This is a genomic window from Martinezella lusitana (genome assembly GCF_014207095.1).
Classification (GTDB): domain Bacteria; phylum Pseudomonadota; class Alphaproteobacteria; order Rhizobiales; family Rhizobiaceae; genus Rhizobium; species Rhizobium lusitanum_B.
The window spans coordinates 17108-43573 of sequence record NZ_JACHBG010000027.1; the positions used below are offsets into that span (position 1 = coordinate 17108).

The window sequence follows — 26466 nt, forward strand, 5'->3', positions numbered from 1 at the left end:
AGTCTTGCGGATTGAACTGCGGTTAAGCTTCAGCGATTTTGCTGCGCCTGACCGGTCAGAACTCCGACCACTCCTGCTGGAGCTGTTTAAGCGCGGCATTGCCCTGCGTGGCCGGAACGGCGCGTCCGGCGAAACGACCCGCTGTCGGCGCAGAGGCGATGCGCGTTGCGGACTTCACCTGCGGCGTCGCGCGCTCGACCTGGCCCGTGCGGAATGCGCTCAGGAGCTCACCGAGACGCTTGCTTTCTTCGGCCAGGCCGGCGCCAGCCGCGTTCATCTCTTCGACCATTGCGGCGTTCTGCTGGGTCGCCTGGTCCATGTGATTGACGGCGCTATTGATTTCCGACAGGCCCATGGACTGTTCTTGAGCGGCCGTTGCGATTGCGTCCATGTGCTGATTGATCTGCAGGACAAGGTCAGCGATCGCCGCAAGGCCTTCACCGGTGTCATTGACGAGCCTGACACCCTCGTTGACTGCAACCTCGGAGTTACCGATCAAAGCCTTGATCTCCTTGGCGGCATTGGCCGAACGTTGCGCCAATTCGCGCACTTCCTGAGCGACCACCGCAAAGCCCTTGCCGGCATCGCCCGCACGCGCCGCTTCAACGCCGGCGTTGAGCGCCAGCAGGTTGGTCTGGAAGGCGATTTCGTCGATCACGCTGATGATCTGGCTGATCTGCCTGGAGGAATGCTCGATCCTGCCCATGGCATTGACGGCGTTATTTACGACCTGGCTCGAATTTTCCGCCCGCGAGCGGGCTCCACGCACGAGGTCACGCGCGTCGCCTGTTCGCTTGGAGGTCGACTGCACGTTGGCGGTCACCTGCTCCAGAGCGGCAGCCGTTTCTTCAAGCGACGCGGCCTGCTGCTCGGTACGTTTCGAGAGGTTATCGGAAGCCTGCGAAATCTCGTAGCTGCCGCTGTTTACAAGCGATGCTGCCTGACCGACCTGAGACATGGCGGCGCGAAGCTGGGCGACCGACGAATTGAAGTCGTGACGCAAGGCTTCGAACTGTGCATCGAGAGGTGCTTCGATCTCGCAAAGCAGGTCGCCGGAGGCCAGGTGACGCAAACCTGTCGCGAGCGAGCTTGTTGCCTGCAAGAGCCTCTGCTCGGCGTCCGCTTCGGCACGGCGCTGGACCTCGATGCGTTCGTGCTCGGATCTCAGGCGTGCGTCGGCAGCTTCGTCTTCGAGCGCCTTGTTGCGAATGGCTGCCTGTTGGAACACCTGCACCGAACGCGCCATTGCGCCGATCTCGTCACGCCGTTCGACGCCGCCAATCGCAACCGAGAGGTCGCCCTGGGCAAGTGCTGTCATCGAATGGGTCAGCGCGGCGATGGGTTTGGTAACGCGGAAAATGATAATGCTGATGCCGATGAGACTGAGAGCCGCTGCCACAAGGAACGCGGCGCCGTAGGCAATCAGGCTGAAGAGAGCGTCATTGTAGCTGGCGGAGGCCTTTGCCACCATACCATCTGCAGCCGCAGCCGCGGTGTTTGTGATGGTTAGAAGGGCAGCATTGCCAAGCGGACGCCAGTCGTCGAGGGCCATAGGCTTCTTTTCGCCGGCTGCGAACTTCGCAACCAATGCACTGTGCTTTGCCGCAAAATCCCCATTGAAATAAGTGGCGTCGCCAACCTTGTAAGCGTCCTTCACGACTTGCGGCGTCGACGGATGGTTGACCAGAGTGCCGATCTGCCCCCAGGTGAAGCTCGCGGTATAGTCGAACTGCTGGATCTTGGTGAGTTCCTCAGGCTTCATCGCCTCGCCCGAGGCAAGCGTATTGACGAACAGGAGATTTGCCGCGCCGGCGGTCGCGCGGGTGTACCATGTCAGCCCGCGGATCTGGATTAATGCCGCCATTGTGGGATCGCTCGCGCGGATCTGGCTCTCAACTGCGGTCGAGCCTGCTTCCAACGCGGTCAAGAATTGCTGGCCGATATCCAATGTCGCAGCTTGCAGCGTCGGATCGCGATCTGCAAGCTTCTTGGCGACTTCACCGTCAAGCTTTGAACGGAATGCGACGACGCGATCATAGGCGCTCATAACGGCGGCGATCGGCGCTTTGAGCGACTGATCGTCAATTTTCGCTGAGACGGATTTTGCCTCGGCCATATATTTATCGACGATGTCCCGGTCCGCCTTCAGCATCGCAATCGTTGCGTCTTGCGTGCCAAGCTCGAGCTTAGCCAGCGACGAGCCATCGCCTCGCTCGTTGCGGAAGTTGGCAAGCGTCTGGAAAAGCGCCCGGTCGAATTCGGTAAACGTCGAGACGTCAGAATAGGTGCTTTCGCCTCGATAGGCCTCAAGCGTGGACGATCCCGTCAACACGCAAAGTGCGGCACTGAGAAGAAGGAATATTCCGACAAGTATATTTCGAAGAGAAAAAATCATAATCACCCACCTACGCTCCGGGTGCAATGACGCTAACCCGCTTCGCCTAAAACAGAATTTCTGGAGCTCTTTTGGTGTGGTTTCTAAAATTGCAATCCGTGAGCTATCGAGGCAACGCCCGAACACAGGCGCCTCATGGCCCGTCCAATCGGAAGAACAGTTAACCGAGCTTTGTTGAAACAGAATTAATGCTCGCCCCTAAAAACACATGGGTATGTGTCGATCCGCGCATTTTATCGCCTGATCGGCAAGTTGCAGCGGTGCTTGTTCGACTGTCCAAAGGATAGGTCTGACGCCAACCACACACCCCACTAATGTAATTGCAGTTGGAGATGCGGCGAAGCCCATTTTCGCTTCACCCCAACGCCCGCCGAATGGCCGGCCCAGGATTCCTCGCTAGGTAATGCAACGTTACTGACGGTCTATGATTATGTCGCCTATTCGCGTGACGCGATATTTTGATACATCTTTACAAGCGTTGATGTTGTTCGTCGGCACAATCGCATCCTGGCGGGCGCGACAACGGCACGCCAGAACGATACGGATGTGAATGCGCTACCCCATCTGGCGCGCTCCTTCGGCATGTCGCGCAACATTTACGAAGAATATGCCCGTGCGCAGGCGTGCAAGCTGGCCGCATTCAAGGACGGTTTTCATGCTGACAACTTCTCGTCCCCTCATCCGCCTCGCAGTCGACACGGCACCCATTGCTGTCGGCGCAAGCGCGGGCATAGCCACTCAGCTTCACGGACTGGCTAAAGGCGCTGTCCAGTGCCCTCAACCGCGTCAACGAGCTGACGAAGTAGAATTGTCCGAGAGCCTCCAGACGGACGCCTTGCTGGCTTGAGCCGTAACTCCCATCCTCGCCCACCATTGCCTGCCTCAGGCAAATCTGGCTTGCGATCATACCGTTACGTTCTTGCGTTCTGCTCTCAGTCCCAGGAATGACAGGAGCCCGCCGAGCAGAAGCAGGCCCGCTGCAATGGCAAATGACATTCGCATACCGAACAGGAAGGCCGATGGTGCCGCATCGCGCACCAGATAGCCGAAAATCGCCACACCCAACATGCCGCCAACCTGTCGTGCGGTGTTGAGGACGCCAGACGCGATCCCCCCTTGCGAGGTTGCAGCGGAAGCGAGCGTCACATTGGTTACGGTCGGTACCATAACCGCCATGCCGGTTGCCGCCATCAGCATCGGCAGGACGAGCGTCGCATAAGAACCGGTGGCGGAGGCCGGGATCAACAGCAGGTAGCCAGCCGCTGAAAGGCATTGCCCGAATACCATCAGCACCCTTGGGCTTGCCATCGTCATCACCCGGCTCATCACCAGGTTGACGATCAGGATCATGATGGTCATCGGCAAGAACGCAAAGCCAGTCTCGCTCGCCGACAATTTCATTTCCCATTGAAAAAACAGGCTGAAGACGAAGATCATTCCGTAGTAGGCGAAATTGATCAGCACGCCGTTGATTGAGGCGATACTGAAAGCCGGCGCGCCGAATAGCGTCAATGGCAGCATGGGCTCCTTGCTTTTGACCTCTATCCAAAGAAACGCGGCAATCCCGAGCAACGCAAGCAAGCCTGAAAGGATGATCCGTGGATGCGACCAGCCGAGGCCGCCGGCCTCGACCAACGTCATTGCCAGAGCCCCAAGCGCTCCGACAATCGCGATCTGACCGGGCCAGTCGAGTGAGCGGCCGGGCTTCTTCGGGCTCTCGTGCGCGCTGAACAGGATGATCGCCAGTCCGACGATCCCAACCGGCAGATTGACGAGGAAGATGCTGCGCCAACCGAGATGGGCAACGAGCAGGCCGCCAACCACCGGCCCGGCCGCCAGCGATGATCCAGCGATTGCGCCCCACCAGCCGATTGCCCGGCTTCGCGCCGCAGGCGTTGGGAAGGCTTGCTGGATGAGAGCAAGCGAATTCGGCACGAGCAACGCGGCGCCGACACCCTGGGCGATCCGACCCGCAATCAGCATCGTGAGCGTCGGCGCCCACCCACAAGCGACGGAGGACGCCGTAAACAAAACGAAGCCCAGCACAAAGATGGTGCGCACGCCGAAGCGGTCGCCAAGCGCGCCGGCCGTCAGCAATAGCGCGGCAAAGACGAGGGTATAGGCGTTCACGACCCATTCCAACCCGACAATGTCGGTTTCGAAACTGGTGCCGAGTGCATCAAGAGCAACGTTTACGACACTGACGTCGAGAAGGACGAGAATGAACCCAAAGGCCGAGCCGACGAGTGTCAGCAGCGGACGCGAACGCGATTGAGAGGTGAGTGACATAGGGATAATCCGAGAAAGTGATTTCCTCGAAAATAGATCCCTGCACTGCCTGCGAAAATTCGGTATATCTGCCAGTGATCCTTGAGAATTTGCACAGATGATCGATTGGGAAGATATCCGCCATTTCCTTGCCGTTGCCGAGAGCGGGACGCTTTCGGCGGCGGCGCGCAAGCTGAAGGTCGATCATGCAACGGTCAGCCGCCGCCTGGCCTCCCTCGAGGCCGCACTCGACGTGCGTCTGGTGGATCGGCTGCCGCGCTCTGCTCGACTGACGACAATCGGCGAGGCCGTGCGCGAGCATGCCCTAGCGATCGAGACCAGCGTGGACGGCATCGCAAGGCTGACGAAGGCCGCACACAAGCCTCTTGCGGGACGCGTCACGCTTAGCGCACCGCCCGTGCTGGTCGCGCCGCTCCTTGCCCGCCACCTCGCTCGCTTCCATGAGGACTATCCGGACATTCGGCTGTCACTTTCGGCCAATGGCGAACAAGTATCACTCAGTCGCCGCGAGGCAGATGTCGCCGTTCGGCTGGTGCGGCCCGATGAAACGGGCAGCATAGCGCGCAAGATCGGCACGATGCCGTTCGGCCTTTATGCGCATCGCGCTTATGCCCATCTTGCAACGCCTCAGCGGTGGCAGTTCATTGCCTATGATCAAGGATTTTCCGACATGCCACAGCAACGGTGGCTACTCGGCATCGCAGGCGAACGACCAGTCGTTTGCGAATTGAACTATATCAGCGAGCATCTGATTGCTGCGCGGGCCGGGGTCGGGGTCGCCGGCCTGCCCTGTTTCCTCGGCGAAGCGGATCCCGATCTCGTCCGCATCGATCAGGGCTTCCCATCTTTTACGCGCGACATCTGGCTTGCCGTTCATCGTGATCTGCGCCAATCGCGACCGATACGCGCCGTTATGGACTTCGTGATCAATGTCGTGGCTGGCGAGCCGCTGCTGACGACGTAGTTTCCAGTTTGGGCCGGACGAGGATCGGCGTTCGGCCGATCCTCGCCTTTTGACCGCGATGGCCGGCGGAATAGCAGCACACCAGGCTCCCGCCGGATTGTCCATGAGGCAGACCGGCGGATCGATTTTCGGAGCCGGCATCAAATCTATCCATCCGCAAGGACCTTTGTCCTGTCTCATCAACCTCGCGCGGCGGAATTGGAGGACAGACGTATGACTTTCTTCGGATTACCGAATGAAGCGAGTGCTTCCTCATCGCCAGATATCGCCGTCGGTTGAGCTGCGCCGGCATAGCTTGACAGGCCCGATAGCTTGAAGCGCGTAATCATCTGCCGCAGTCTTTCGGCCTCTTGGGAAAGGGTCGCGCTCGAGGCCGTTGCCTCCTCCACCATTGCTGCGTTCTGCTGTGTCACCTGATCCATCTGATTGACAGCGGAGTTCACCTCGGTGAGGCCGGTGGACTGTTCATTCGCAGAGACTGCTATCGCCTGCATGTGCTCATTGACCGAGGTGATATTATCCTTGATCACCTTCAGCGCGTCACCCGTCTGATGAACCAGTTGCACGCCATGCCGAACTTCCTCAGAGGAGTTGCGGATCAGCTCCTTGATTTCCTTGGCGGCTTTGGCCGAACGCTGGGCGAGTTCACGCACTTCCTGAGCGACGACGGCAAATCCTTTGCCGGCTTCACCGGCGCGTGCAGCCTCGACACCCGCATTAAGCGCCAAGAGGTTGGTCTGGAAGGCGATCTCATCGATAACGCCGATGATGTTACCGATGCTGTTCGACGATTCTTCGATGCGCGCCATTGCGCCGACGGCATCCGCAACGATCAGACCGGAGTGATGCGCGCTGTCATTAGCCGTAGCGGCAGCCTGCCGCGCCTCATTGGCCCGCTTTGCGGCATTACCGACATTGACCGTGATTTCATCGAGGGCGGCGGCAGTTTCTTCGAGCGCCGCTGCCTGTTGCTCGGTGCGCCGCGAGAGATTGTTGGCGCCGTCACTGATCTCGCGTGCGCCATCGTCGATCATGCCCGCCGAGCGGGAAACCGAGGCGAGGGTATCGCCAAGTTGCTGCAGAGCCGAATTCATATTCTCGCGCAGAGCCTCGAAGTCCTTTGCGAAGGCTCGGTCCAGCGAGAAGCTCAAATCGCCGAGCGCAAGTTTCGACAAGGCATCGCCGACCGTGCGTACGGCAAAGACGCGCTCACTGACATCCGTCGCGAATTTGACGACTTTCACGACCTTGCCGGCATCGTTCGTGATCGGATTATAGGAGGCATTGAGATAGATAGCCTTCCCGCCCTTACCGTAGCGAATGATGTCTCCGATGTGAGGCTTATTGGCACGCAGATCCGTCCAGAGCTGTTCAAACTCACGGTCTCCGACCTCCCCTTCCGCCAGAAACATACGGTGATTCCGCCCTTTGATTTCGGCGATCGTATAGCCCACCGCCGCAAGGAAATTGTCGTTGGCGCTGACGATCTCGCCATCCGGCGTAAACTCTATCACCGCCTGCACGCGATTGATCGCCAACAGCTGGTTGCGATAGTCGGTATTCTGGAGTCTTGCTTTCGCATCGGCCCATTCAACGACGAAGCCCATGATCCTTTCCGCCCGCATAAGCGGCGTGACGATCAAGTCGAACATGCGATGGCCAACGGATATCGTTGCCCTGTGTTGTTTCTTTAGAGCCGCCAGCATTGAGCGTTGATGCGCGGGGTTCTTGTGAAAGATATCGATGTTGGACCCGACCAGGGTCGCCATGCTGAACCGCGGCAATTCCTTCTTGAGGTCTCCTTCCGCCTCCTGCAGCAAGTCGCGGGTCGCCGGATTGATGTAGACGATATTAAGCTTGGCGTCGGCGATCATGATATTGGCGCTCATCGCATCCAACGCACCAGTTTTCATCGTTCCAGCAGTACTATGGATTCCAAACATCGTCGTCATATCCCTTCCGGCTCTCTCAACACGAAATTTAGTCGACGAAGGTATTAGTTCCTTCGGATCTACAAAATTAGAATGTTCAACTTTAATAAACCATAATACTTAACGAAATCTTTAGGATGAGAATTCGCACGGACAATACTTTGGGAGATAGAATATCGCGGGACGCCGGTAGACTATCATTTACATATAATAGTTCATATATGAGTTTTACACTATGTAATTTCTCTAAGACTTCTGCTTCAAACAGCGAGAATCGAAGCCAGTCGCTGAACCAAGATGAATTGAGAGCGCCGAAACAACGCAGATCGTGCGGCAAACATTGCGCGAAGAGACAAGTGCTATCGTCTACGTCACTCAATCCGCGCGGAGATCGAAGGCGACAACCATATGCGAGAGCGAACTGAAAAGGCTGCGTCCGGTCGAGAGCCGACCAAGCGCGACGACTTGCCTCCTACAAGCTCAGGCTGGAGCACAAACAGGCCGGATCAATCGGCGATCGCGCTTTCGGTCAAGTCCTGCCACTCGGTCAGAAGGCTCATGATCTCAAGCGAATCCGCAAGGCTTGGCGATGGCGACGAGGCTTCGCGATGCCCATTTGCGATCGCCGCTTCCACAAGCTGGACCTGATAATCGAAAGCGTCATGGTCCGATGAGTGTGTAATCCTTTCGACCGGATGGCCATAAATTTCGATCTCGAAACTATTGTCTCCGGCCGCCGGCAGCCATGGATTGGTGAGAAAGCGCAGCGAGCCCAGATCGCCTCGAACGGTGAACTCATGGGACATGCCAAAACTATCGGTACTCGTCAGTCCCGCGATAAGCCCATTGTCGAACCTGAGGATCGCTGCTGCGTCACAAATATTACCATCCTTTGGGGAGCGGTTACCGATAGCTTGTACCCTTCTCTGCTCAAATACAGCGTCACCGCCGCCCCTTTTCAGGACATAATGCAGCAGCGAAGCCGGATAGCACCCGAGATTGAAGACGGTGCCATTGCCATTCGGGTTGACGACATCCCAAATATCCGCCGCGTAAGTCGCCGAAACCATGCGCAGGCGCCCCAAGCGACCGGACGCGATAACATCCCCGAAGGCGGCAATGATCGGGTGGCCGAGATACATCAACCCTTCGACAAAGAATATGCCGCTATCCCTGACAGCCTTTGAGATCGCACGAGCATCGTCCATAGTGGTCGCAAGCGACTTTTCGCAGAGAACTGCCTTCCCTTGCGCAGCCGCGGCCAGCACGGCACGGGCATGGAGATCGTTCGGAAGACCGACATAGATCACGTCAACATCTGCGTCTTCTGCGACAGCCTCCAACGTGTCATATCGTTTTGGCACATCATATTGTGTGCCAAAGGCGTCAAGTCGCGCCGGGTCGCGTCCGGAAACCGCCACGAGCTTGGAGCCAGCGCTTCTCGCAACCGCTTTCGCCATCGTGTGAGAAATGAAGCTCGTCCCCAAGAAACCCCAGCGCAACATGTCATTCCCCCAGCGTCACCGTGCTGCAAAGGCGATAGCTGCTGCACGAGGAGAAAGAAAGCGCTTTAAATCTGCCAGTCACGGCAGAAAAACTGCCATCCGGTAATTGCAGCTGTCGTCCCGCGTTTCGTTCGGTGGGAAGGCCGTTTGGGTTGGAGATCAGGACCTAAATTGCCACACTCAGGTGATCGGAAGGCGTCAGTGGCAGGCATATCGTCGCAGGTTCCGCCCTAGGAGAGCCGGTGGGAAGCAAGCCCCAGCCTGTATTGATGCCGTCAGCAGGTTACATCTATTGAAACCTCGGCTCCTCGCCCCAATCTCTGTTGTATTACAGGAGCCTTGCCATGCCGTATTTTACCCTCACGCTATGCGCTGTTGTTTGCACATTTGTCATCGCACGTTTCTTTGCGGTGCGGACCCGTCTCGCCGAAAAGGCGATTGATCGCGTGATTGACCAGAGATTGAGAGCGTCCCCGCTGATTGGCGAGCTGGAGCGGCTGAAAGAAGACAATGGCGTTATGCGCAACCTTTTGATTGACATGATCGAGAATGAAGTCTCCGTACCGCCTGCCAACATTGCGGCAACGCAGGCGGAGCGAGCGCATGCCATCATCGTTGCAAGGCAACGGCGACGCGAGATCGTCGGCGAGGCCATCCACGTCGTCAGACAGGCCAAAGAGGCACCCGATCTGCTGAGCGAAACCAAGGTCTCGGGTTGAGCCACCATACAATCGGTGTTTTGACCCCGGCTCGCCCTGTTGAACCTGACTTAGGCCGGGCATTTCAAGGACAACGAAGCGACGTTTGATCGTCCGAGCCACTCTATGGTCGATCCCCCAGTCCGTGTCCTTGAGCCTGCCGCAATCGGCAGGCCCTTCGCTGGCAGTCTACCGGCTTCATTTGCCCTCGCGCAGCTGTTTCACCTCATCCGGCGTCAGTCTGGACTCCTGATTACCCCAGCTTTCGCGCAGCCAATTCACGAGATCAGCCAATTGACGGTCGTCAAGCTGATGACCGAAGCCCGGCATTGGCTGCATCCGCTCCAATCCCGGAAACTGCTGGGCGGGAATACCCTCCACGACGGAGCGCACAAGATTACGCGCGCTGGTCAACCGCAAAGTGGCATTGGTGTCGAGCGGCACCACCACATGCGGGATGCCCTGCCCTTCGACGCCGTGACAGCCCGAGCAAAGCGCGAGATAGGTCGGCCGTGCCGAAGCCGTGAGCTCGGGCGCAACAGAGATGGGGGATGATGCCGCAGGCGCTTGTCCCTTCGAAAGATCGTCAAGGTCGAAGAGGTAGGCTGACAAAGCGCTAAGGTCGTCTGGTGTCATATATTGCGTCGAAAAATGCACGACCTCGAACATTTGTCCCGTCATCGCGCCCTGAGCCGACAGACCGGATTTCATGAACGCAGCCAGCACCGGTGGGGTGAAGCCCATCTGCGTCAAGCCGCCCTTGGTGATATCGGGAGCATTGGCTCCCTCGATTACCGAGCCCTGGAGATAGGCGTCCTGCCGCATGCCTTGCAGTAGATTGCGCGGCGTATGGCATTCTCCGCAATGGGCAAGCGCATCCGCAAGATACCGCCCGCGGTTCCAAACGGGCGAGCGCGCCTGATCCGCAGTCGATAGATCCGAATGCAGGTTGAAGAGGTTCCAGAAGGTCAGGCCTTGACGGATGCCGAATGGAAAGCCCAACTCATTCTGCTTGTTGGCGACCTTCATCGGCTCGCGCGTCATCAAATAGGCGTAGACGGCATCGACATCCTCCGCCGTCATCTTGCGATAGGATGCGTAGGGCATTGCCGGATATAAATGCCCGTGTTTTCCCACACCGTCGCGCACGGCCCGATGGAACTCCGCGCGCGTCCAGTTGCCAATGCCGTTATCCTTGTCCGGCGAGATGTTGGTCGCATAGATCGTGCCGAACGGCGTCTTGAAAGGCAGGCCGCCCGCCCATGGCGCCCCGCCCTTCGCGGTGTGGCAGGCATAACAGTCCGCGGCCACCGCGACATAGGCGCCGCGCTTGGCGAGATCCTTCATCTGATCGCCCGTCAAAGCCTGGTCGACGTCCTTTCCGACCACGCTCTTCTCAAACAGTCCCAGGAAAATAGCGCCTGCGACAACGGCGCCCAGGACGACCGCACCGGCTATGGTCCAAAACAATTTTCTGATCATGATCGCACTACGCCTTCACCAAACCGGGGGTCTGAAGGGCAAGATCGCGCACTGCCTCGAAATAGCGAACATAGCCGGTACAGCGACAGATGTGGCTGCCGAGCGTATTCGTGATCGCCTGTTCGAGTTCAGCGCGCCTGACCGGCTCACGCCTGAGCTTATCCAGGAGGACGCTTGCAGCCGTCACGAAGCCGGGCGTGCAATAGCCGCACTGAAAGGAAAAATGCTCGATGAAGGCCTGTTGCACCGGCGACAGTTCCATGATCGCGCCATTGGCGTCACGCTTGGCGTGTCCCTCCACGGTTCTGACCTTACGGCCGGCAAACCAGTGAGCACCAACAATGCAGGTGCGCATCTCTTCGAGCGCGCCATCATCCTTTTCGACGATGACGGTACAGGCATGACAGATGCCCTGGCCGCAGCCCATGCGCGAGCCCGTCAGATTGAGATATTCATAGAGGAAGTCCTGCATCATCATTGCTTCGGGCACGTCGATCGGGCCGACGGCTTTGTCATTGATGGTGAGCGACAGTTGCTTTGATGAAAGGGTCATGACAGCGCCTCCAGAATATTGTCCGAGGTGATCGGCAGGCTGTAGAACCGCTTGCCGATGGCATGCGCGACGGCGTTGGCGATCGCCGGGACGACGGCAATCATGACAACCTCGGCCATTCCCTTGGGCGTGTCGGTTTCAGAGAGCGGCGGCAGAATCTCGTAGGTCTGCGACCATACGGCAACATCTTTTGCCATCGGAAGCTCGTAGCGGTTCCAGTTCCAGGTGCCATCGCCCGGGCCATCCTCATAAAGCGGCAGAAACTCCTTAAGGGCATGGCCGATACCCATGGCAAGGCCGCCCTGGATCTGTCCCGATACAAGTTCCGGCACGATCTGCCGGCCGCAATCCATGATCGAGTGATGCGAAAGCAGGGATACGTCACCCGTTGCGGTATCGACGACAATCTCGGCAAGCGTCGCCATGGGCGTATAGTAGGTTACGCCGGCATTGTTGCGCTGGACCTGCGGGTAATCAACGCTCTTGCGGTCGACGAACTGCCAGCCATCCAGCGTCATCAGCGCCTTGCGGTCAGCCGGGGCGCCGTCACCATAGCGCACGGACAAGGCGTCGATGGCGAAACAATGCTGCCCGAGCGTGCCGAGATCGAACTCCGCTTCCGCCCATTGCCAGCGATTGAAGGTATGGACCGTCACGCCGGTGACCAGCCCCTGTCGATGCGCTTCGGCCGCGACCTCCGCAAAGGTGAGCGGTTGCAGGCCGGCGGCGTTGACCATTCCGCCCGCGAGCCGCAGGTCGCGCCGCCGCACCGCCTCGGGCGCGATCTGACCGCCGCCGATGCCTCGAGACCAGAGCGCCTGAGCCGCCGGCCAGATCGCAAGATCGATCAGGGCCTGAGCCGCCTCGCGCGTAGCATGGCCGAGATAGTAGACGCTGTTGGAAGCGCTCATTGGGGACGTGAAGGAAGGGGTCCAGCGTGGATTGCGCATCCGCTGGTTTTCCTCGTCCTGCGACATAGTGTAGGGCTGATCGGTGGTTTCGAGCGGCATTTGCGGCCAACGCACCTTGCCATATTCGGTATCAGCGGGCACTACGCCGAGAATATCGGCCACCATGATGGCCTGTGATGTCGTCGCACCCGTGCCGATTTCATGAGCGACATGGACGAGCTTCAGCCGCCCCTTGGCATCAAACTCGATCGTGGCGAGCGCAGCCTCTGCCCCGGTCCCATAGTCCTTGTGGACATGTCCGTAGCCGACGCCATATTTCTTGCCTGGATTGGCCGCGTCGAAAGCCTCTTTCTTCTTCTGCCGATCACGCCATAGCGGATGCGCGCGCGCTCTGCGAATAATCTCTTCATGGCGCATGGCGCCGGCGGGAACGGCACCTTGTTGGTTCTTCATGCCCGAACGCAGGACGTTTTTCAGCCGCAGGTCCATGACATCAATGCCGATCAGCTCGGCCACCTCGTCGACCATCATCTCGGTTGCCGACATGGTTTGGAGCGTGCCGTAGCCGCGGGTCGAGCCGGCGTCGACTGCCCGAGACGCGACTGCCGCCGCCGAAAAATCGCTTTTCGGCAGGTAGTATATCCCTTGTGCGGCGGTCGCCCCGACCGCACCGACAGAGGCAGAGAAATTCTCGCGGCCGCCGCCGTCATTCTTATAGACACCGGTCATGGCGCGGAACTGCCCGGTCTTGCGGTCGACGACCAGAACATTGTCCATCCAGAAGGCATGGCGCTTCAGCCCCATCTGAAATTGCTCGTAGCGATCATTGGCAAGGCGCACCGGATGACCGTTGCCGTAGAGCCCAGCTAGCACACAGTAGAATGGGAAGATCGCGTGATCCTTCGTGCCGTAACCGACAGTATAGCCGACGCGAAGATCCACTTCCTTCAGAGGATATTTCGACTTCGAGACCATATGAGCTGCAACCTCTGCGACCTCATAAGGCGACTGCGTCGCGATCATCGCATGCAGAATTCCACTTGTCGGATCATACCAGACATTGCCGTTGTCGGCCTCCATCGCAGAGGCATCCGTCGACTGAGAAAAGAAGTGACGTTTCAGGACCAGGACATCGTCACCAGCTGTTGCGATTTCCCGTTCAATTTCGGCAGCTGCCGCCATGCCCCGCGCCATGGCGTCGCCGTCACCGGGGACCGGCCATTGCGGCTCGTCACCCTTGAAGCCGGCTCGGATCACCGTGTCCTTGAGGGATGAATAGCGGTCCTCCGCAGCGGGATCGCCCCCGTCGATACGCACATAGCGCGCAGAGGCGTAAGGACCGGGCGTGGTGGATGCCGCCTTTTCACCATAGCGCACGACGCTGTCGTCAAAGCGTACCAAGCGCTTGGCTGCGTCATAGCGGGCGAAGTCGTGATAGATGAGCAGAGCCACGGGCTGGCCAAGCAGGCGCGCCGTCTGCCCCTTCGGCACCAGAAAGACGTCACCATAAAAACCCGGCACCGGAATTTCGACGCCGTCGGCCGCCAGATCCTCGTGCAGCACCATGCGATCCGGCTTCAGATCCTCACCGAGCACCTTGAGGTCTATGCCGGCAAAGGCGAGGTCCGTTCTCGTCGCATGCAGCAGAAAGGCATGCGACTGTTCCTTTGGCCATCCTTCGAGGTCGCGGGCACGATAGTCGCGTGAGAAGGTCTTTTCACCGGTGACCTTGGCGATGGCATCAAGCCGGTATTTCGGCTTGCCTGCGTTGTTCAGCCAGTCGGGGCCGGGTCGGGGCGGCGTCTCGATCAGCCGTGCCTCGGCCGCAGGCGCAAGAAACGTTACCTTGATCGCAACGCCTGCAGCCACACTTGCTTTCAGAAAATCCCTGCGAGAAAAGGCCCTGTTCATGGCACTGACTCCGTCGTGCTTTCGGATCGTTCCCAACTGCTAGTTTAGATCAACAGACTGATTTTTCGCAAGAATGTTGTAAGGCCGATCGAAAACTCGCGTCAGTGTCAGGCGTGACTGCGCCGGCCTCTCTCGGCGGCCTGCAGCATCTCGATGAATCGTCTCACCTTGGCGGGACGAAAGCGGGCAATCGGCAGCACAGCGTGGATTCCGCCGGCAGGCAGCGTCCACTCCGGAACCAGTCGCTTTAAGCGTCCGGTTGCGATATCATCGACGACCATATAGTCTGGGAACACCGAAACACCGATGCCGGCCTTCACACAGGCATAGGCAGAGGGTGTCTTGTCCGTGCGCACCGCGGAGCGCATCTCGACGATCTCCGATTGGCGCCCTTCTTTGGAAAAGACCCAGCGCAGCGGCTGGCGTAGAACCGCGTTCTCGATCCAGGGTAGCGCCGACACATCGGCGGGCTCCATGGTCTCGGGGAAGCGGGCCGCGAGCCCCGGCGTTGCCACCAGATATTGCTGGAAAGTACCAAGGCGCTGCGCCTTGTTGCTCATATCGGTGAGCCACCCAACCCTAATGGCCAGATCCACCTGACCATTGGCGAGGTCAATCACGCTGTCGTCGAATATGAGATCGACGCGCATTTGCGGGAAGCGATCGCGATAGGCAGCAACCACCGAGGCAACGACTGCGGCGCCATAATCCAATGGTGCGGTCAGCGTCAGTGTGCCGGCGGGTTCGCTCGCATGTAGGGACATTTCTCCATAGGCGGCTTCCGCTTCCCGCAGGATGATCACGCAGCGGTCGTAGAACGCCCGTCCTTCTTCTGTCGCATGCAGCCGCCGTGTCGTCCGCATCAGCAATGAGACGCCAAGTTCCTCCTCCAGGCGCGCCACCTGATGGCTGACCACGGCCTTGGCGACACCAAGCCGCTCGCCTGCGGCCGTGAACGACCCCGTCTCCACGACGGAGGTGAAGAAAACCAGCCTGTTGAGATTAAGGAGCTCGCTCATGTCATTGTCTGATCAGATCATACGGTCTGTACGATTGACTGATATTTATCCACACGGCAAGAGCTGAGATGATCCGGCTCTAGAATCAAAGAAGGAGAGCATGATGTCGTGCGAAAATCGCATACACTTTTCGGCATCCTGCTTTAGACAGAGGACCCGAGCCATGCAGGAATTGTCAGCCACATATCTCTTCGACCCCTTGTGCGGCTGGTGCTATGGCGCAAGCCCGATGATCGAGCGCCTGCTGTCGGCGGGCATCGACGTCCACCTTCTGCCGACTGGCCTGTTTTCCGGATCCGGTGCCCGCGAGATGGATGCAACCTTTGCAGCCTATGCCTGGTCGAACGATCAGCGCATCGAACGTCTGAGCGGCCAGCCGTTTTCCGAGGACTATCGCTCCAAGGTCTTGAATAAGGCAGGCTCGCTGTTCGATTCCGGCGCCGCCACCCTTGCTATCACAGCGACCGGCATTGTGGACTATCGCAAGCGCTTCGATGCGCTGCGCGTCATACAGCATGCCCGCTATGTGACGGGGCTCGACATCACCAGTCTGCCTGTCCTCGCCGATCTGCTCGCCTCCGAAGGTCTCGCAGACGCAGCAAGCCTGCTGATAGAAGCGCCGGACGAACTCCTTGCCAGCAATCGGCACCTGATCGCGCAGGGTCAGGATCTGTTTCGCCGGCTTGGCGCGAACGGAGTTCCGGCGCTTGCGATCGAAAGAAACGGGCAACAGCGCCTTCTCGACGCCAGTGCTCTGTTCAGCAGCTATGACAACCTCGTGGCACATCTGAAAGCCGCTTAACCCCCGCGAACGATAAAGGAACCAGCATGTTTACCAGACGTGACACACTGAAACTTTCGCTTGCCGCCAGCACCATCTCGATTATCCCCATGGCTGCCTCCCGCGCCGCAGGTGCAAAGCTCAACTGGCAATATTTCCAGGCGCCCGAGACAGGCTTTCGCCGCACGCCCGTGTTGCTCACCGGAAAGAAGGAGGCGATCCTCCTCGACGGCGGCTTCACCCTTTCCGATGGGCGCGCCGTCGCAGACGCCATCAAGTCGGCGGGCAAGCAGTTGAGTACCATCTATGTGAGCTGCAATGATCCCGATTATTACTTCAGCCTCCGGCCGATCGTTGACGCTTTTCCAGATGCGAAGGTCATAGCCAAGCCTGCCACGGTTGCGGCCATCCATGCCAATGTGGAAGGCAAGCTCGCCACTTGGGGACCACAACTGAAGGAAAACGGTCCGCAGAAATTGGCCGATGTCGTCATTCCGACTGCGTCGGATCTGAAGGTACTCGAGCTCGACGGCGAAAAGATCGAGATCGTCGACATTCCCGACATGCATGATCGCCGCTATTTGTGGGTTCCTTCCCTCAAGGCCGTCTTCGGCGGCGTGCTGGTATCCTCAGGCATTCATGTCTGGGTCGCCGACGAGGCCACTCCTGAAAAGCGCCAGGCATGGATCAAGGCGCTTGACGAACTGGCGGCACGCAAGCCGGAGATCGTCCTCCCCGCCCATCAGACGGAGGGCGCGCCGCAGGGGCTTGATGCCGTCAAGTTCACGCGAGACTACCTTGTCGCCTTCCATGAGGAAGAACAGAAGGCCAAGGACAGCGCAGCTTTGATCGCCGCGATGACAAAGCGATATCCCAATCTCGCCGATGTCGGTTCCCTTGAACTAGGTGCCAAGGTCGTAAAGGGTGAGGTAAAATGGGGATGAGCGGCCTTATGTGAGCTCCGCTGCATCGCATCCGCGTAATTCCAAGGACGTGTGCTGCGGCCCGGCGACGATAGCGCCGCAGCCGCACTACTTGCTCTGGGAGCAACAGCGGATCACGTGGCTGCCATCACTTGCCTGTTTTCTTGTCCGACGGAAGGATATCGACTGTGGGTGGCTTGGGTTGCAAACGCGAAACCTCTGGCTCGTCTGCAGCAACCGTCTCCGGGGCTTTCGGGCCACCGGAAGAGAGGTTGACGGAAAGGCCGTAAAGCCTCCATTCGCGATTGACGGGCTCGTAGAGGAGTTCGAAGTTGACCTGTACTGGTGTTGAGGGGAAAAATCCTGCCAGGTGCAGCATGCCATTCGGTTCGATTTGTGGTAGAAGAGTAAGCTGAGGCTCAAGCACAATGATCCCGGCAAGATCCAGTTTCTGCTGCCGCTGCGGCGCGAAAATCTCCGCGAGTCTTGCCGCGGTGTTGGCCTGGAAATTATGCGAACCGAGATCGCGCAGCACGGTATAATTGCCGGTTCTGTTTGCCTGATCGAGCGCTATCAACGCAGACTTCACCAGAATGAGCACGCCATTCTTGTCGATATCTGCTGACCGAACCTGTGCCAGCGGCTTTATCGGTCGCGTCTTCTTATGTTCCTGGGGAACCTTTTGCTCCGGGGAGCTTACGGGACCTTGCTGCGCGTCCTGCTGTTGCGCAAGGGCGGTCTCTGCGCCGAGGAACAGAAAAGCAGCGACAAAGAGTCGGTTGAAAGCAATCAAGCCCATAATAACGCCTTGCCCGGTCCTGATAACCTGCCATGCCGATACGGCCGGCGAAAATGTTCAATGGCAGACTGCAGCTACCAGGCCAAAGTCAGTCCGACGCGACCACCGACGCTATGCGTTCTCGCTCCATAGCCGATACCGCCGTGAATCATGAGGTTTTCACTCAACCGCGCCTGTGCAGTGCTGGCGAAGGCATTCTCGCCCTGAAAATCACCCCAGTTGATGGAAACGGCATAGTTTTTGTCGCCGGGCATTGCTGGTGCTGCCATCGCCATCGCCATTGCTGCACCTTCGAATGCCCTATCGACGCGGTTATCTAGCCGATCAATACCGGCCTGTAGATTCTTGACACCCGACTCGAGTGAAGCAATCGAACCTGGGCCGTAGGGGGACGCTGCAAGATTACCGAACTGATCGGTCGTGACATAATTTGTCGCGCCAATCTGGGCAGCGCTGCTTTTAGCCGATGTCAGGCCAGACATCGTATAGGTACTGGAGCTGGTACCAAGAGCGACCTGGTCGGCGCGAGTTGCCGCAGCTCCCTGACCCAAAGCGGTGGAATTTGCAAAAGCAGCCTTTGTACCTTGGCCGATCGCCGTTGAGTTGAGGCCGGAAGCTATTGCATTTGCTCCGAATGCCGAGGCATTGTTGCCTGTCGCCTGCGACATGAATCCGACAGCCGTGGTCGGATCGGCGGACGACACCGCGCCCGCGCCTATCGCTATATTGCCGCTCAGACTAGCCGTGGCTCCCCGGCCAATCGAGATCGTATCGCTAACTGGTGCAGCCGACGTGCCGATATTACTGCCAGCATTGGTGCCGAATGCGATGTTGTCATTGCCTATGACATTGTTTCCGGCATTAAGCCCGCTCGCAACGTTGTCAAAACCAGTGACCCCGCTCCCGGCCCCGGCCCCCAAGGCCGTGTTGAAGGCCGACGTGGTCGAGGCCGCGACGCCGTTAAATGTCGTGAACATCACCGTTCCGGCTCCAACCCCGACTGAGGTGTTGAACGCCGAGGTCGTGCCTGGAGTAGGTGCGAAAAAAGCGATGTTTGACGCCCCCGCACCTGCGCCGATGGATGCCGACAGATAGCCCGCGTTCGAGTACAGTCCTGCCGCCACACCGCCGGTTGCCGCGCTCGAGAGACCAATCGCGACGGCATCACTACCAGCGTGGGAATTCGCGCCTAAGGCCGTGGCAGAAGATCCGCTTGCCTCTGCACCATAACCAACCGCCGTCGCAAAGCTTTGCCCTGTTCCGGTTGTGCCGGCCGCCGCTTGAGACCCGATCGCGGTCGTCCCTTCATTTGCAAAGCCATTACCAGCCGCGCCCCCGGCAGCAGAATTGGAGCCGACTGCCGTCGAATTGATGCCGCTGGCAAAGGCGCCTGCCGAGTTAAATCCGGTCTGCAGATTGTTTCCCCCGACCGCAGTCGCGCCGTTCGCGAAAGCCTTGGCCGATGAGCCGACGGCTGTTGAATTGTCACCCGCGGCCGATGTGGAATCAACGAGTACGCCTGCTCCACCGATCGACACCGAATGAGAACCCGTCGAGAATGCCCCCGTTCCGACAGCCGTCGAATAGTTTCCCGCAGTCGTTCCGCTATTTAAGTCCGCGCCGACAGCCGTCGCGCCCTCGGCATTGGCATTGGCGCCCGAGCCAACCGCTGTACTACCGCTGTTGCCGAAGATATTGGGATTCGTGGCGATCGCATTTGCACCGAGCGCGGTTGTCGCGACGCCACTTGCGGTTGCGCCAGGACCGCAGGCAAATGCTGCGGAGCCGGTTGCGGTCCCGCCGGCGGGCGCTCCGCATGCGACCTGGGCCAATGCACTGAAAGGCTTAAATGGGATCGCGAGCCCGATCCCAATCGTGACCGCCGTCGCGACGTTTTTGACGACTTTCGAAGAATGCACAATGCTGCCCATGCCCCACGCCCCCAATTTTGCCAAGCACATTACAATACGGCCTCGGCAAGTCAATATTTGGTTGAGTTACGCTTTTTGATTTCTAGCATGTATTGAATATTTTCCTCGTCTATCCACGGGCAGGATGGGAATTCACCTTAAATTGCGACCCGTGCCCTCGCTTTCTCCGTCCGCCTTTGGAGGGAAAAGCCTGCCATTGCCACGAAAGATGGCGGTGTCGAACCGACGCGCGGATAAGCGCTCGCCAGCTTGTCTCGACGGCTTGCGATGTTTGGGGTTGCACCCGTTCTCTTTAAACAGGCACCTGAAGTGGAGTTCCCAAAAGGGGCTATGAAAAGAGCGCAGCAGCAGCAAAAAGGAACAACATCCGACGGCTTACTACGACGGCAGCAATTCCACCGACGGCTTGCATCCGCTGAAATCGGACAGGACAGCGCTGAGGAAACCCCGGCACCGGCGGGCTCATTGTCACGTCTGCACGAAATGATGTTCGCTAAGCTGGCGATAGTCGCGCCGCGGCGGCACATAGTCGACGGGCCGCATCGGGCTCTTCAACTCTTCCACCTCCATCATGTGGCGCAGATGTCGACGTTCCGGATCGGGGATAGGCACCGCAGACAGCAGTTTTTTCGTATAGGGATGCTGCGGGTTCTCGAAGATTTCCGACCGCTTGCCGATCTCGACGATTTCGCCCAGATACATCACCGCCACGCGATGGCTGACGCGCTCCACAACGGCCATGTCATGGCTGATAAACAGATAGGCGAGCTTGAGGCTCGCCTGTAGCTCGAGCATCAGGTTGATGACCTGAGCCTTGATCGAAACGTCGAGCGCTGAGACGGATTCGTCCGCGACGATGATTTTCGGATCCATGGCCAATGCGCGGGCGATGCAGACGCGCTGCCGCTGGCCGCCGGAAAACTCGTGCGGGAAGCGATCGGCCATATCGGGCTGCAAGCCGACACGCTGCAGGAGATCCGCCACCTTTGCACGGGCCTCAACCTTTGTGCCCATTCGGTGCTCAAGATAGGGCTCGGCAATGGCCTCGCCCACGCGAATACGCGGATTGAGGCTGGCGAAGGGGTCCTGAAAGATCATCTGCATCTTGTGGCGCATTTGACGCAGCGCCTTGCTGTCGAGCCGCAGCACCTCCTCGCCATCAACTTTGACCGATCCTCCCTGTGGTGCGATCAGGCGCATGATGGCACGGGCAGTCGTGGATTTGCCGCAGCCGGATTCCCCAACGAGCGACAGGGTTTCACCCGGTTGCAGAGTGAGGTTTACATTCTCGATGGCGTGCACTCGCCCCTGCAGACGGCCGAGCAGGCCGGCATGGATATCGAAGCGCTTGATCAGATTCTTCACCTCAAGCACCGGCGGCGCGGTGTGATCCACCGTATCCGGCGACACGATCGGCTCCTCGGGCAGACCCGTCTTGGGGTCGAGATCGGGAAAGCGTAGTGGACGCGAATAGGGCTTCATGGAGCCGAGCATGGGCACTGCCGACAAAAGCGCCCGCGTATAGGGATGGCGTGAATTGTGGAATATTTCGGAGGTTGGACCACTCTCCACCGCATCACCGCGGAACATGACCACGGTGCGATCGGCAATCTCGGCCACCACACCCATATCATGGGTGATGAAGAGGACGGAGGTGCCCTCTTCCTGCTGTAAGGTCTTGATGAGATCGAGGATCTGCCCTTGGATTGTTACGTCGAGCGCGGTCGTCGGCTCGTCGGCGATCAAGAGCTTGGGACGCGCGGCAAGCGCCATCGCGATCATCACCCGCTGGCGCATGCCGCCGGAAAAGCGATGCGGATATTCATCGAAACGCGAAGAGGCAGACGGGATGCGCACGCGCTCAAGCAGGCGGATGGTTTCGGCGTGTGCTTCCTCTCGGCTCATCGGCTTGTGGCAGATCAGCGCCTCGGAAATCTGTTCGCCAATAGTGAAGAGCGGATTGAGCGAAGTCATCGGTTCCTGAAAGATCATCGACACTTCGCTGCCACGCACCTGCCGCATGATCGGTTCGTCGAGCGCTAGTATATCGCGCCCGTTGAGCATGATACGACCTTCGATGCGGCTGGTGTCCTTCTGCAGGAGCCGCATGATCGAAAGCGAGGTTACGCTCTTGCCCGAGCCGGATTCACCCACGACCGCTACGGTCTCGCCCGGATCGACGGTGAAGGAGATGTTACGCACCACCGGTTTCCAGCCGCCCTCCACCAGAAAGGATGTGGTGAGGTTCTCCACTGAGAGCACAGGCTTAACAGCGTCATTCCGGGTCATGATCTCTATTCCTGTCTTATTCCACGTTGTTCGGCAGATCTTTGCCCCGGAGCCAGTTCAATCTTGAGGAAGACATAGCTCAATCGGGCCAGCGGCGAAGAGTGTCGAAACGGCGCCGGTTGCGGTCGCTAAGCGACGTCGCGATGATCTCATTGGATGCGCGTGCCTTGTCGAGTTCCTCGCCAAGGCGTTTGGCGACCACCTCTTCCTGGCCTGGATGCAGATTGCAGGGGTCGAGATAGAAGTAATGATGCTCCACCTCGTGGTCTCGCGCGATGACCGGCGGATTGCCCCGCGCCAAGGCATCGACCAGATCCCAGGCGGTGATATGCGCGACTGTTGGGTCGATGGTCACGCGCAGGCGATCAAGCGGATTGTGGGTGGGATCGGCCTCGATCACCGCACTTACTCCGCCATAGGCGCCGAGCGCCTCGCGCCAGAGGTCGAGATAGGATTTTTCGCGCGCGCGAATGGCGGCATGATCGCGCCTTTCCCAGGCCTCAAGCGCCGCCATGGCGCCGTAGATGCTCTCCTTGCCGACCTTCATGCCGCGCCCTATGCCAGCGTTCTGAAGGAAGGTATTGCGCACCATTTCTTTCGGGCCGGCCACAATGCCGCTGGTCGGACCGCCGAGGAATTTGTGGCCTGAATAGAGCACCACGTCGGCGCCGGCTTCGAGAAAACCACGCAGATCATATTCTGATGCGGCATCGACGATCACCGGAACATTGCGCGCATGGCAGATTTCCGCGAAGCGGGTCAGTTCCAGAAGGCCGTAATTGACCACATGATGCGAGACGACATAGACGGCCGCTGCGGTACGTTCGTTGATCGCGCCCTCCAGATGATGTTCAAAGGCGCTGGTCGCCTGCCCGATCAGCACCGGCTTGGCTCCGGTGATGCGGATCGCCTGGTCGACCGGCGCGCCGTAGCTCACCACATGGCCCATCTGCACGATGATCTCGTTCTTCAGCCCGGTTGTATCCGGCAGACGCTCTATAGCAGCGAGATTGTCCTGCGTCATGCAGCCCGCAACAGCAAGCGTGATACCCGCCGAGCAAGAGGCCGTAACGAAGCCGGCTTCTGCTCCCGTCAGCCGGGCAATCACTGCACTCGCCTTGCGCTGAAGATCATTGATCTCCACGAATTGCGGCAGGATACCACTCATCGCCTCCGCCACTTCAGGCACGGCGATGGAGGCGCCAAGCCCGGTCATCGTGCCCGAAACGTTGACGACTTCGCGCAGTCCAAGCATGTTGCGAATATTCACATTGGTCATCTTCATCTCCCGACCGATGCGCCGACGGTTCGGCGCGCACTTTGTGGCGGACTATTCCATAAATCTGGTATCTACTTCGGTTTTATGTAACAAACGGCAATCGCGCCGCGGGAATACTGCGTCGCAACCAAAGCTTCGACGGAGCCATTTCATGCCCCCTGAACCCACTCTTAAAACCGAACCTGCGTCCGCTACCGAAAAGGCCGCCCGCCGCTCGCGTGTCAGCGGCATCGACCGGGTATTGCAGGTGCTCGATTTCCTCTACGATACCGGGCGTCCAAGCGGCGCCTACGCTATCGCCAAGTCCATCGGCGCTCCGCTTTCCACCGTCTATGTCATCGTGGAGGACATGGTCGAGAAGGGCATGCTGTCGCGCGGATCCGACGGCAATCTCTGGCTGGGCGATCGGCTTTACCGTTACGGCCTCGCCTATGCACGCTCGCTGGATTTTCTGAGCGTGGCCAACGGTGAAATGCACGATCTTTGCCGCCATATCGGCGAAACGATCCAGCTTTGCGGACTGGACGGTGATCACATGCAAGTTCTCGCGATGGCCGACGGCCCCGGCCATTTCCAGATCACTTCGCGGGTCGGAACCCGCGTTCCCCTCAACTGGACGGCATCGGGACGTCTGTTGGTTGGCCATCTGCCCGACGACGAACGGTTGGCCTTGTTCAGACGCTGCGCCACAGCTTCGCCCACCGGTCGTGCAGATACCGACCCGCAAACCCTGTCCGATGCAGCCAAGCGCGCCTTCGCTCAACGGCTTTCCATCCAGGCTGGAGAGTCCGACTATGCGGTCGCCTGTATCGCCTCGCCGGTCTGCAATGAAAAGGGTGTCTGCGTCGCGACCATTTCGATCGTGCTGCCTGAACAGAAGATCGCGGAAAACCCGGCACATTACACCGAAAGCGTCCGGCAATCCGCTGAGCGGATCGAGAAGGCGATGGGCTGGCGCAATCATTGATCCATCCTGGTTCTTTGCCGGGCCGGTCTTGCGAGTAGAAAACCGGTCGGCATGTTTCCTGGAGCCGCCCTATTCATGCAGGGCGACGATGGCTTCGATCTCGACGGAAATATTGTTGGGAAGCGAGCCCACCCCGATCGCCGAGCGAGCATGGTGGCCGGTCTGACCGAATACTTCGATGAAAAGATCCGAGCAGCCGTTGATGACACGGGGATGTTCACCAAAGTCCGGCTCGGCATTGACCATGCCCAGCAGCTTGACGATGCGTTTGACCCGGTTGAGGTCGCCTAATGCCTGATGCATGACGGCGAGAAGGTTGATCCCCGTCAACCGCGCATGCCCGTAAGCCTCTTCGACCGACACGGTGGTCCCGACCTTCCCCTTGCACAGGGTTCCGTCGGTTCCAAGCGGCCCCTGGCCAGACAAATAGAGCACATTGCCCTCTTGCACATGTGTTACGAAGTTGGCGATCGGCGGCGGCGCGTCGGGAAGACGGATGCCGAGAGCTTCGAGACGCTTGTAAGGATCGATATCCCGACCGGTCGTTGAATTTGCAATGCGGGTCGACACGGGAACTCCTGTCATTCTGCGGCGCTGGATCGGCTGCCGCCATCTTTCTCAATAGGATCAGCGGCAAACATGGCCATGGCTGTGGTCGCCGCAGCCGACCGCATCAGGCTGGTAACGGTTCGCCGGGAAGACGTCACCGCCGATGACGGCGTAACGCGGCTCGAAAAGCCGGGAGAGCGTCGCCCTGTGACCGAGCGAATCCATCACCGACAGTTCGGAATCGACAAGGTCGAAGATTGTGAACTCGCTACGCGCCCCAGGTTTCAACAAATCGTTCATGGGCAGACGGATCACCTCCGCCGGGGCATGCGTGACCGCTTCCACAACCTTTTCGAACGGCATGCCGACACTCAGGAGCTTCGACATGGTCGTGCCGAGATCCCAGACCGACTGGTTCATGCTGCGCAGATGCACATCGGTCGAAATGGAGAATGGTAGCAGGCCGCGCTCGATGGCGATTTCCGCAACCTTGAACGAGAAAGATGCCCCGCCATGGCCGATGTCGAGGCGAATGCCGTCTTTCGCGCAACGTTCGGCCAGTTGAAACAGATCCTCGTCTTCGATGATGCTGCTGCCGACCTTGCCGTTGAAGCAATGGGTCACGATATCGCCGGGGCCGAGGATTTCCAGCACTTCGTCATAGAGCGCGGGCGGCTCGCCGACATGCACCATCATCGGGATCTTCAGGATTTTGGCGATCTTCTTACCGACCTTGACCGGCGTGACGCCCCATGAGCCGGTGATGACATGGCTTGCCCGCACCTTGATGCCGACAATATGCTCGCGATTGGCTTCGTAGCAGGCGACGATACGGTCGAGATCGATGGAGCGGATGTCGCTCAGTTCGCTGACGCGGTTGCAGGCGACGAGGCCGATGGAACCGAGATTGAGGAAGGCCTTAATGCGCTCACGCGACTGCTCGATAATATATTCGCGGAAACCGTGAAAATTGGCCTCTCCCGCCGAACCGGCATCGACAATGGTGGTCACACCGCGTTGCACGCCGCACAGATTGGGGCGCACGGAAATATCCGTGCCGCCATGCCAGACATGGGCATGCAGGTCGGCCCAGCCAGGTGAAATCCACGCGCCTTTGCCATCGATCACCTGTCCGACCCCCTCTTGTGAGAGGTTCGTGCCAACGGTCGCGATCGTGCCGTCCGGGCCGACCAGAATGTCGATTGGTCCCACATGGCCGTCAGCACCGAAGGCTACGGGTTTGACATTGGCGATAAGCAGCGAAGCATTGGGAGAAGCATGCGCCGGCAT

Annotated in this window: 19 protein-coding genes; 5 read left to right on the plus strand and 14 right to left on the minus strand. The window is 59.0% G+C overall.

The features are described from left to right. Positions 1–55: 55 nt before the first annotated feature. Positions 56–2395, minus strand: coding sequence for a methyl-accepting chemotaxis protein (locus GGD46_RS29695; RefSeq protein ID WP_184710537.1), 2340 nt, complete (start codon positions 2393–2395; stop codon positions 56–58). Between the two features lie 903 nt (positions 2396–3298). Next, complete coding sequence (locus tag GGD46_RS29700; RefSeq protein ID WP_184710540.1) at positions 3299–4684, minus strand: MFS transporter; 1386 nt, start codon at positions 4682–4684, stop codon at positions 3299–3301. Between the two features lie 97 nt (positions 4685–4781). On the opposite strand from GGD46_RS29700, the gene GGD46_RS29705 reads away from it, so the two are divergent. Beyond that, on the plus strand, positions 4782–5648 hold the full coding sequence (locus GGD46_RS29705; protein ID WP_184710542.1) for a LysR family transcriptional regulator: 867 nt from the start codon (positions 4782–4784) through the stop codon (positions 5646–5648). A gap of 179 nt (positions 5649–5827) precedes the next feature. On the opposite strand, the gene GGD46_RS29710 is transcribed toward GGD46_RS29705, so the two are convergent. Then, positions 5828–7591 (minus strand): PAS domain-containing methyl-accepting chemotaxis protein, encoded by a 1764-nt coding sequence (locus tag GGD46_RS29710; RefSeq protein ID WP_184710635.1) that lies wholly within the window; start codon positions 7589–7591, stop codon positions 5828–5830. Between the two features lie 494 nt (positions 7592–8085). After that, positions 8086–9084, minus strand: coding sequence for a Gfo/Idh/MocA family protein (locus GGD46_RS29715; protein ID WP_184710544.1), 999 nt, complete (start codon positions 9082–9084; stop codon positions 8086–8088). 344 nt (positions 9085–9428) lie between these two features. On the opposite strand from GGD46_RS29715, the gene GGD46_RS29720 reads away from it, so the two are divergent. Next, positions 9429–9803, plus strand: a complete 375-nt coding sequence (locus tag GGD46_RS29720; protein WP_184710546.1) for a hypothetical protein — start codon at positions 9429–9431, stop codon at positions 9801–9803. Positions 9804–9980: 177 nt separating this feature from the next. Here the strand turns inward: GGD46_RS29720 and GGD46_RS29725 are convergent, their stop codons facing one another. From GGD46_RS29725 to GGD46_RS29740, 4 genes are all read right to left on the minus strand, one after another. Beyond that, positions 9981–11264 (minus strand): cytochrome c, encoded by a 1284-nt coding sequence (locus tag GGD46_RS29725; protein ID WP_184710548.1) that lies wholly within the window; start codon positions 11262–11264, stop codon positions 9981–9983. A 7-nt stretch (positions 11265–11271) separates the two neighbouring features. Continuing rightward, a complete protein-coding gene (locus GGD46_RS29730; protein ID WP_184710550.1) occupies positions 11272–11817 on the minus strand; it encodes a (2Fe-2S)-binding protein in 546 nt (181 codons plus the stop codon). Next, a complete protein-coding gene (locus tag GGD46_RS29735; RefSeq protein ID WP_184710552.1) occupies positions 11814–14639 on the minus strand; it encodes a xanthine dehydrogenase family protein molybdopterin-binding subunit in 2826 nt (941 codons plus the stop codon). The genes GGD46_RS29730 and GGD46_RS29735 overlap by 4 nt, the downstream gene beginning before the upstream one ends. A 107-nt stretch (positions 14640–14746) precedes the next feature. Continuing rightward, the gene (locus GGD46_RS29740; protein WP_184710554.1) at positions 14747–15658 is read right to left on the minus strand and encodes a LysR family transcriptional regulator; all 912 of its coding nucleotides are present in this window, start codon (positions 15656–15658) and stop codon (positions 14747–14749) included. A 163-nt stretch (positions 15659–15821) separates the two neighbouring features. Here GGD46_RS29740 and GGD46_RS29745 point away from each other — a divergent pair, with 163 nt between their 5' ends. Next, positions 15822–16460 carry a DsbA family protein gene (locus tag GGD46_RS29745; protein ID WP_184710556.1) on the plus strand — a complete coding sequence of 213 codons (639 nt, stop codon included), beginning with the start codon at positions 15822–15824 and terminating at the stop codon, positions 16458–16460. A gap of 26 nt (positions 16461–16486) precedes the next feature. Then, positions 16487–17383, plus strand: coding sequence for an MBL fold metallo-hydrolase (locus tag GGD46_RS29750; protein ID WP_184710558.1), 897 nt, complete (start codon positions 16487–16489; stop codon positions 17381–17383). A 127-nt stretch (positions 17384–17510) separates the two neighbouring features. Here GGD46_RS29750 and GGD46_RS34090 read toward each other — a convergent pair whose 3' ends face one another. The 4 genes from GGD46_RS34090 to GGD46_RS29770 all read right to left on the minus strand — a co-directional run bounded on the left by GGD46_RS34090 (position 17511) and on the right by GGD46_RS29770 (position 23660). Continuing rightward, positions 17511–18161: a hypothetical protein gene (locus tag GGD46_RS34090; RefSeq protein WP_246806507.1), complete on the minus strand. Its 651-nt coding sequence runs from the start codon at positions 18159–18161 to the stop codon at positions 17511–17513. Positions 18162–18235: 74 nt separating this feature from the next. Further along, positions 18236–20092 carry a YadA-like family protein gene (locus tag GGD46_RS29760; protein ID WP_184710560.1) on the minus strand — a complete coding sequence of 619 codons (1857 nt, stop codon included), beginning with the start codon at positions 20090–20092 and terminating at the stop codon, positions 18236–18238. A 468-nt stretch (positions 20093–20560) separates the two neighbouring features. Then, a complete protein-coding gene (locus GGD46_RS29765) occupies positions 20561–22381 on the minus strand; it encodes an ABC transporter ATP-binding protein (protein ID WP_184710562.1) in 1821 nt (606 codons plus the stop codon). A gap of 79 nt (positions 22382–22460) precedes the next feature. Further along, positions 22461–23660, minus strand: a complete 1200-nt coding sequence (locus GGD46_RS29770) for an aminotransferase class V-fold PLP-dependent enzyme (protein ID WP_184710564.1) — start codon at positions 23658–23660, stop codon at positions 22461–22463. 151 nt (positions 23661–23811) lie between these two features. Between GGD46_RS29770 and GGD46_RS29775 the strand changes: the two genes are divergently transcribed. Continuing rightward, entirely contained in the window at positions 23812–24627 is an 816-nt protein-coding gene (locus GGD46_RS29775) for an IclR family transcriptional regulator (protein ID WP_184710566.1), read from the plus strand. 69 nt (positions 24628–24696) lie between these two features. Here GGD46_RS29775 and GGD46_RS29780 read toward each other — a convergent pair whose 3' ends face one another. Together GGD46_RS29780 and GGD46_RS29785 are read right to left on the minus strand one after the other, a co-directional pair. After that, complete coding sequence (locus tag GGD46_RS29780; protein ID WP_184710568.1) at positions 24697–25212, minus strand: RidA family protein; 516 nt, start codon at positions 25210–25212, stop codon at positions 24697–24699. 42 nt (positions 25213–25254) lie between these two features. Beyond that, the gene (locus tag GGD46_RS29785; protein WP_184710570.1) at positions 25255–26466 is read right to left on the minus strand and encodes an amidohydrolase/deacetylase family metallohydrolase; all 1212 of its coding nucleotides are present in this window, start codon (positions 26464–26466) and stop codon (positions 25255–25257) included.